Source organism: Homoserinimonas sp. (assembly GCF_056262345.1).
The window spans coordinates 1-6,785 of record NZ_JBACFR010000187.1; the positions used below are offsets into that span (position 1 = coordinate 1).

Annotated in this window: 6 protein-coding genes; all 6 read left to right on the top strand. The window is 64.6% G+C overall.

All coding sequences use genetic code 11. The features are described from left to right. Positions 1–1,086 (top strand): pyridoxal-dependent decarboxylase (locus tag AC062T_RS09395; RefSeq protein WP_476029427.1); only part of this gene is annotated, 1,086 nt, incomplete at its 5' end. Between the two features lie 88 nt (positions 1,087–1,174). Then, on the top strand, positions 1,175–1,510 hold the full coding sequence (locus tag AC062T_RS09400; protein WP_241961085.1) for an ArsR/SmtB family transcription factor: 336 nt from the start codon (positions 1,175–1,177) through the stop codon (positions 1,508–1,510). Then, complete coding sequence (locus AC062T_RS09405; protein ID WP_108517066.1) at positions 1,510–1,722, top strand: hypothetical protein; 213 nt, start codon at positions 1,510–1,512, stop codon at positions 1,720–1,722. The genes AC062T_RS09400 and AC062T_RS09405 overlap by 1 nt, the downstream gene beginning before the upstream one ends. Before the next feature lie 37 nt (positions 1,723–1,759). Further along, a complete protein-coding gene (mnmA, locus tag AC062T_RS09410; protein WP_476029430.1) occupies positions 1,760–2,878 on the top strand; it encodes a tRNA 2-thiouridine(34) synthase MnmA in 1,119 nt (372 codons plus the stop codon). A 64-nt stretch (positions 2,879–2,942) separates the two neighbouring features. Further along, on the top strand, positions 2,943–5,171 hold the full coding sequence (ligA, locus tag AC062T_RS09415; RefSeq protein WP_476029432.1) for an NAD-dependent DNA ligase LigA: 2,229 nt from the start codon (positions 2,943–2,945) through the stop codon (positions 5,169–5,171). Positions 5,172–5,294: 123 nt separating this feature from the next. Continuing rightward, a complete protein-coding gene (locus AC062T_RS09420) occupies positions 5,295–6,716 on the top strand; it encodes an alpha/beta hydrolase (RefSeq protein ID WP_476029434.1) in 1,422 nt (473 codons plus the stop codon). The last annotated feature ends 69 nt before the right edge of the window (positions 6,717–6,785 follow it).

A 6,785-nucleotide genomic window follows, 5' to 3' on the forward strand; every position in this document is an offset into this window, starting at 1 on the left:
GCGCACTATTTCGGTCTCGACCTGGACCTCGTATCCGTGGGGCAGGATGGCAGTGTCGACCCGGCTCACCTCGTCGAACGGTTCGGCGCCGATGTCGCTCTCGTCGTGGTCTCCGCGCCCGCGTATCCCCACGCGAGCTTCGATCCCGTCGCTCCTGTGGCCGCTGCTGCCCGCGAGGCAGGAATCTCGTGCCACGTCGATGCCTGCATTGGAGGGTGGGTGCTGCCCTGGTGGGGGGACGACGTGCCGGAATGGGACTTCTCTGTTGCGGGCGTCACCAGCATCTCGGCAGACCTGCATAAATATGGCTACGCGCCCAAGGGTGTGTCTGTGCTTCTCCATCGGGGCCGAGACCGACAGCGAGCTCAGTTCTTCGCCACGACGCGATGGCCGGGTTACCCCGTGGTCAACTCGACAATGCTCGGATCCAAGTCGGCGGCGTCGCTTGCGGCGGCCTGGGCGATCATTCAGCGGTTGGGAGTCGAAGGTCTGGCGTCGCTCACGGCGCAGAGTCGCAGGGCGACGGATGCTCTGCGCGGCATCATCGATTCGGTTGACGGTCTGCGGGTGGTCGGCAATCCCGTTGGCCCGCTCTTTGCCGTCGCGTCGGATGACTCGGTGCCAGCCGCTCGGAGGGTCGACCCGCACCATTGGGCCGATCGAGTTCGCACATGGGGATGGCTCTTGCAGCTTCAGCCGGGGTTGATGCAGCCGGACGGGTCACGGTTGCCGCACACGATTCACATAACGGTCACCCCGGTGACGGAGTCGGCTGTGGGGGATCTGGGTGCCGCCCTCATTGCCGCGGCCGACCAGGTGAGGGGTGTCGCACCGATTTCGCCAGAAAGTGCCGCAGCGGTGTCGAAGCAGCTCGGGAGACTCGGCGACTCAGAGGGTGCTCGCCCGCTCGATTCGGAATCGGCTCTGGCCGTGCTCGCGGCGGCGGGCCTCTCCTCAGAGTCTGGTGCCCTGCCCGAGCAGATGGCGCCCATTCTCGCGCTCATGGAGGCGCTCCCGGCGCCCGTAACTGAGCGACTTTTGGTCGAGCTCATCGCCCGCCTGAGCGAGCCTGGTGCTGCTGGATAGAGCAACAGTTGAGGCGGATGCCGTCCGTGTTGACACGCACACCTTGCACCTGTAAGTTTCTTCTAACAGGTGAAACAAGGAGGTGGCGATGAGCGAAATTACGGAGATGTCGGCCGATGAGCTGAGCATCAAACTCACCGCCATTTCGAGCGCGCAGCGCATGCGCATCATTGCGATGCTCGCGGGGGAGAGGCTGCACGTCAGCGAGCTTGCCCGAAGGGTGGGCATGTCGCGCGCACTCCTCTATATGCACCTGACGAAACTCGAGGAATCCGGATACGTCGCCGGGAGCCTCGAACTCAGCGAGGACGGCAAAGCCCTTAAATACTTTGAGGTGCTGCCATTCACGCTCACAATCGACGCCGAGACCCTCGTCGCGGCCGTCGCCCGAAGCGCCGAAAGCGCAGAGTCTGGAGAAATCTGATGGAGCACATTCCCTGGTTCGCGTGGATCGCGATCGCCGGAATCTTCGCGTGGGTCATTGTGACCTCCGCCACGACGTTTGCGGGGCGCAACAAGAACCTCGACGCGGTGATCGCGCAGAACACCGCGGTGAACGAGAAGCTCATGGAGCGCCTCGACACAATTGATACCCGGCTCATCGCGGTGGAGAAAACCCTCAACGACATTCCCTGATCGGGGGCACTCAGCGCGGCGCGCGTAGACTGCTTCGGTGAAGGTTTTAGCAGCGATGAGTGGCGGGGTGGATTCCGCTGTCGCCGCTGCCCGCGCCGTCGAGGCGGGCCACGAGGTTGTCGGTGTTCATCTTGCGCTCAGCCGCATGCCGGGCACACTGCGCACCGGCAGCCGCGGATGCTGCACGATCGAAGACTCGATGGATGCCCAGCGTGCCGCCAACATCATCGGCATCCCCTACTACGTGTGGGATTTCTCGGAGCGGTTCAAGCTCGATGTTGTCGACAACTTCATCGAGGAATACCAGGCGGGGCGCACCCCCAACCCGTGTATGCGGTGCAACGAGAAGATCAAGTTCGCCGCGTTACTGGAGAAGGCCATCGACCTGGGGTTCGACGCCGTCGTCACGGGTCACTACGCCAAGGTGACTACGGATGCTGAGGGCAACCGCGAGCTGCACCGGGCCGCCGCGTGGGCCAAGGACCAGTCGTATGTGCTCGGCGTGCTCACGGCAGACCAGCTCGACCACTGCCTCTTCCCGCTCGGGGATACCCCGTCGAAGGCAGAAGTGCGGGCCGAGGCCGCCGAGCGCGGCTTCAGTGTCGCGAGCAAACCCGACAGTCACGACATCTGCTTTATCCCCGACGGGGACACTCGCGGGTGGCTTGCGGACCGAGTGGGTGCCGAGCAGGGCACGATCCTCGATCGATCCGGTGCGGTAATCGGCAAGCACGAGGGTGCCGCCGCGTTCACGATCGGCCAGCGCAAGGGCCTCAACCTCGGTGTGCCGAGCGTCGATGGTCGCCCGCGTTTTGTCTTAGAGATTCGCCCCAAGGACAACACGGTGGTTGTCGGACCGCGTGAGGCGCTTGACCTTGCCGAGGTTGCGGGAACCCGGTTCACCTGGGCCGGCCTCGCTCCCGAGAACCCCGCTGTGCCGTTCGACTGCCACGTGCAGGTGCGCGCTCACTCCGATCCCATGCCCGCCATCGCCCAGGTTGTCGACACAGAGGCAGGGCCCGAGCTCGTCATCCGGCCCACGACGCCTCTGAACGGTGTTTCGACGGGCCAGACGGCGGTTGTCTATGTAGGCACCCGCGTTCTAGGGCAGTGCACGATCGACCGCACCGTGAGTGCGGTTCCTGCCGACGCGTAACTCTGCTTCTTCGGCCGGGTATTCGACGCCTGTCGGTGTCGGTGCTGGTGCCTAGACTGAGAGGGTGGCAGAGTCCGTTACCCCTCCAGAGCTCGATGCGGCCAAGGCCGAAGCCGACGAGCTGACGATCCGCATCCTCGAACTCCGCGAGGCGTACTACGAGCGCGATACCGAACTCGTTTCGGATGCGGAGTACGACGGGCTAATGCACCGGCTCGAAGAGCTCGAGCATCTGTTCCCCGAGCTACAAGGGCAAGATAGTCCGACGCAGACCGTGGGTGGGCGGGCGCAAACGCTCTTCGACCCTGTCGAGCACGCCGAGCGCATGCTCAGCCTCGACAACGTCTTCAGCATTGAGGAGTTTGAGGCGTGGGCCGCCAAGGTCGAACGGGATGCTCACCGCCGAGTCGACTACCTGTGCGAGCTCAAGATCGATGGGCTCGCCATCAACTTGCAGTACGAGAACGGCGTGCTCACGACCGCAGCCACGCGAGGCGACGGGCGAACCGGCGAAGACGTGACCGAGAACATCCGTCTCGTGGCGTCTATCCCGCAGCGCCTTGCCGGTGAGGGGCATCCGCCCATTGTCGAGGTCCGCGGCGAGGTATTCATTCCCGTGGAGGCATTCCGGCTTCTCAATGCGGAGCAGGCGGCGACCGGCGAGCGTATCTTCGCCAACCCGCGCAACGCAGCCTCTGGCAGCCTTCGGCAGAAGGCGGAGGGCAAATCGCCCGACAAGCTCGCTCAGATGCACCGGCGTCTTTCGACCTTGCGCATGCTCGTCCACGGCATCGGGGCCTGGCCTAATCCGCCCGTCTCAAGTCAGTCAGAGATCTACGGTCTGCTAGCGGGCTGGGGGCTCCCCACCAGTCCCTACTTTCAGGTCAAGGATTCGGCCAAGGGTGCCGCCGAGTTCATCGAGTACTACGGCGAGAACCGCGCGAGCGTGGAACACGAGATCGACGGCATCGTCGTCAAGGTGGACGAGCTTGCCCTGCACGATGAGCTGGGGGCTACTAGCCGTGCGCCGCGATGGGCGATTGCTTATAAGTACCCGCCAGAGCAGGTCAACACCAAGCTTCTCGACATCGTGGTGAGCGTTGGCCGCACGGGCCGCGCCACGCCGTTCGCCGTTATGGAGAAGGTGCGCGTTGCGGGCAGCGAAGTGCGCCAGGCCACGCTTCACAACCAGGATGTTGTCAAGGCCAAGGGCGTGTTGATCGGCGACACCGTCGTGCTGCGTAAAGCCGGTGATGTGATCCCCGAAGTCCTTGGCCCCGTCGTTGAGCTGAGAGACGGCACCGAGCGCGAGTTTGTCATGCCAACGAACTGCCCCGAGTGCGGCACTCCGCTGCGCGCGATGAAAGAGGGCGACATTGATCTGAGGTGCCCCAACGCCCGAAGCTGCCCGGCCCAGGTGCGGGGTCGGGTTGAGCACATCGGCAGCAGGGGCGGCCTCGACATCGAGGTCCTGGGTGAGGTCGCCGCTGCGGCGCTGACGCAGCCAACGACGCCGGAGGTCCCTCCGCTCGAAACCGAGGCTGGTCTTTTTGACCTGGAGCTGGGCGACCTGATCCCCATTGAGGTGATGGTGCGTGACGCCGAAACTGGCCTGCCTAAAGAGGAGCCAGACGGCACCATCAGAATGCGCACGCCGTTTCGCCGCAATCCCAGCGCCGCCGAGAAGAAGGCGGGATTGCTGGGCCAGCAGCCCTCGGCCGCAGCCACCAAGCTCCTCGACGAGATCGAGAAGGCTAAGACCAAGCCGCTGTGGCGCATCCTCGTCAGCCTCAACATTCGGCATGTGGGGCCCGTCGCTGCGCGCGCTCTCGCCGACTACTTCGGGTCTCTCGATGCCATCCGCTCGGCGTCTAGGGACGAGCTCGCCGCAGTCGACGGGGTCGGCCCCATCATCGCCGATGCCCTCATGGACTGGTTCGATGTCGACTGGCATCGAGAGATCGTGCAGCGATGGGCGGATGCGGGAGTGCAGTTTGCGACGCCCGGTCACCCCGGTCCCGGTGCGGCCGCAGCGGCGGGCGGTCCGCTCGCCGGGCTCACTGTTGTCGCGACCGGAGCGCTCGAGGGGTTCTCCCGCGAGGGCGCGCAAGAAGCCATAATCCAGGCCGGCGGCAAGGCGGCCTCCAGCGTCTCTAAGAAGACGGATTTCGTGGCGGCGGGTCCCGGTGCTGGCTCGAAACTCGCCAAAGCAGAGGAGCTCGGCGTTCGCATCATTGATGCCGCCCAGTTTGCACTTCTCGTGCGGGAGGGGCCGACGGCGCTCGACTCCTGAGTTCGTCGGCGCTAAAGAACAGGGTTTGTAAACAACTGAGCTTTTTTAGGAGATGCTCGTAGCCGTGCCCCTACACTGGTGCATTACTGGCCGTCCTCGATTCAGGAGAGTGAAGGGTCCACCGTGCTCCCTCGTCTCGTGGCGATCGTTGCTACCTCGGCACTCGTCCTCGGACTCGCCGGGGCTATTGTGGCGACCCCGCGCCCAGCCCCGACATCATCGCTAACGGCAGCATCGATCAGCTACCGGGCTGCGTCGTCTCAGCTCCCGACGCTTTCTCCCGGCGGCCAACTGGCTGGTCTAGGCGCGCTCGATGGGCTCGCGCTCCTGAACGGTGTCGCGCACCTCGACCGGCTTGCCCTTGGCGATTTTGCGACTCGGCACGCCAGCACGCTCAGTACGCTCAGCGAGAACCCTCCGGAGTCAACGGAGGTCGTCAGGTGGTGGTCGCAGCTTGCCCAGCAGAAGCGCCACGACCTCGTTGCCGTTGTTCCCGGCCTCGTCGGCAATCTCGACGGGGTTCCCTACGACGTGCGCGATGCGGCGAACCGGGCCTATCTCGAGATCACGATCTCGCAGATCGAGGCGGGGCTCGCGAGTGCGGGAGGAACAGCGGCACGCGCGGCCGATGAGGCGAGACTCGACATGCTGCGGGAGGTGCGTCTCGCACTCGGCGAGCAAGGCCAGATTCCCTCTCGGCATCTTCTTGCCGTCGATGTCGCGTGGCCGGGTCAAGCCGTAGTCGCCCTTGGCGATGTCGCAGAGGCCGACTATGTCAGCTTTCTGGTGCCAGGGATGTTCTTCACTGTGCAGGGTCAGATAGTCGACTGGACGGAGATCGCACTCGATATTCACAGAGACAAAATGTCTCTGGTTGCGAATCCGCTCTCTGCGGGCCCGATCCTCGCGTCGTCCGATTCGCAATCGACCTCCGAATCGCACGTCGCGGGTACAGAGATGTCTTCGTCAACGACGGATCCTCCCTCGGCCTCGTCCATCGCCACCGTTGCCTGGATGGGCTATGAGACGCCCAATATCTTCACCGTCGGCGCACCCGATCTCGCACATGATGGGCCCGACGCGCTCAGCGCAACCGTCGATGGTCTGCGCGCCGTGCGCGGGGATCGGCAACCCAAAGTCTCGCTCATCACGCATTCCTATGGGTCGACTGCAGCGTCCATTGCGCTCCAGCGGGGCACCCTAGATATCGACGCGCTGGCGATCGTCGGATCTCCGGGAGTCGCGGTCGACGATGTCAGGGGCCTCGGGCTTGCCGACGGAGCGGTGTTTGTGGGCGAGGCGTCGTGGGATCCTGTGGCCGACATCGCCTTCCACGGTAGCGATCCGGGGGATCCCGCCTTCGGTGCCGTGCAGATGGATGTCGGCACCGGTCACGACGATGTGACGGGCAAGACTCTAGGCTCGGCCGTTGGCCACCTGGGCTATTTTGCCGCCGGCACCAAGGCAATGCGAAGCTTCGCTCTGATCGGTCTCGGCCGTCTAGCGGAGGTGCCGGGTCAGGCTCAGCAGATTCTGGCGAGATAGCCGCCGAGCGGTGCCAGGTCGGGCGGATAGGATTGGCTGTACCCCCGGCCACAACGCTTCGGAGAACTA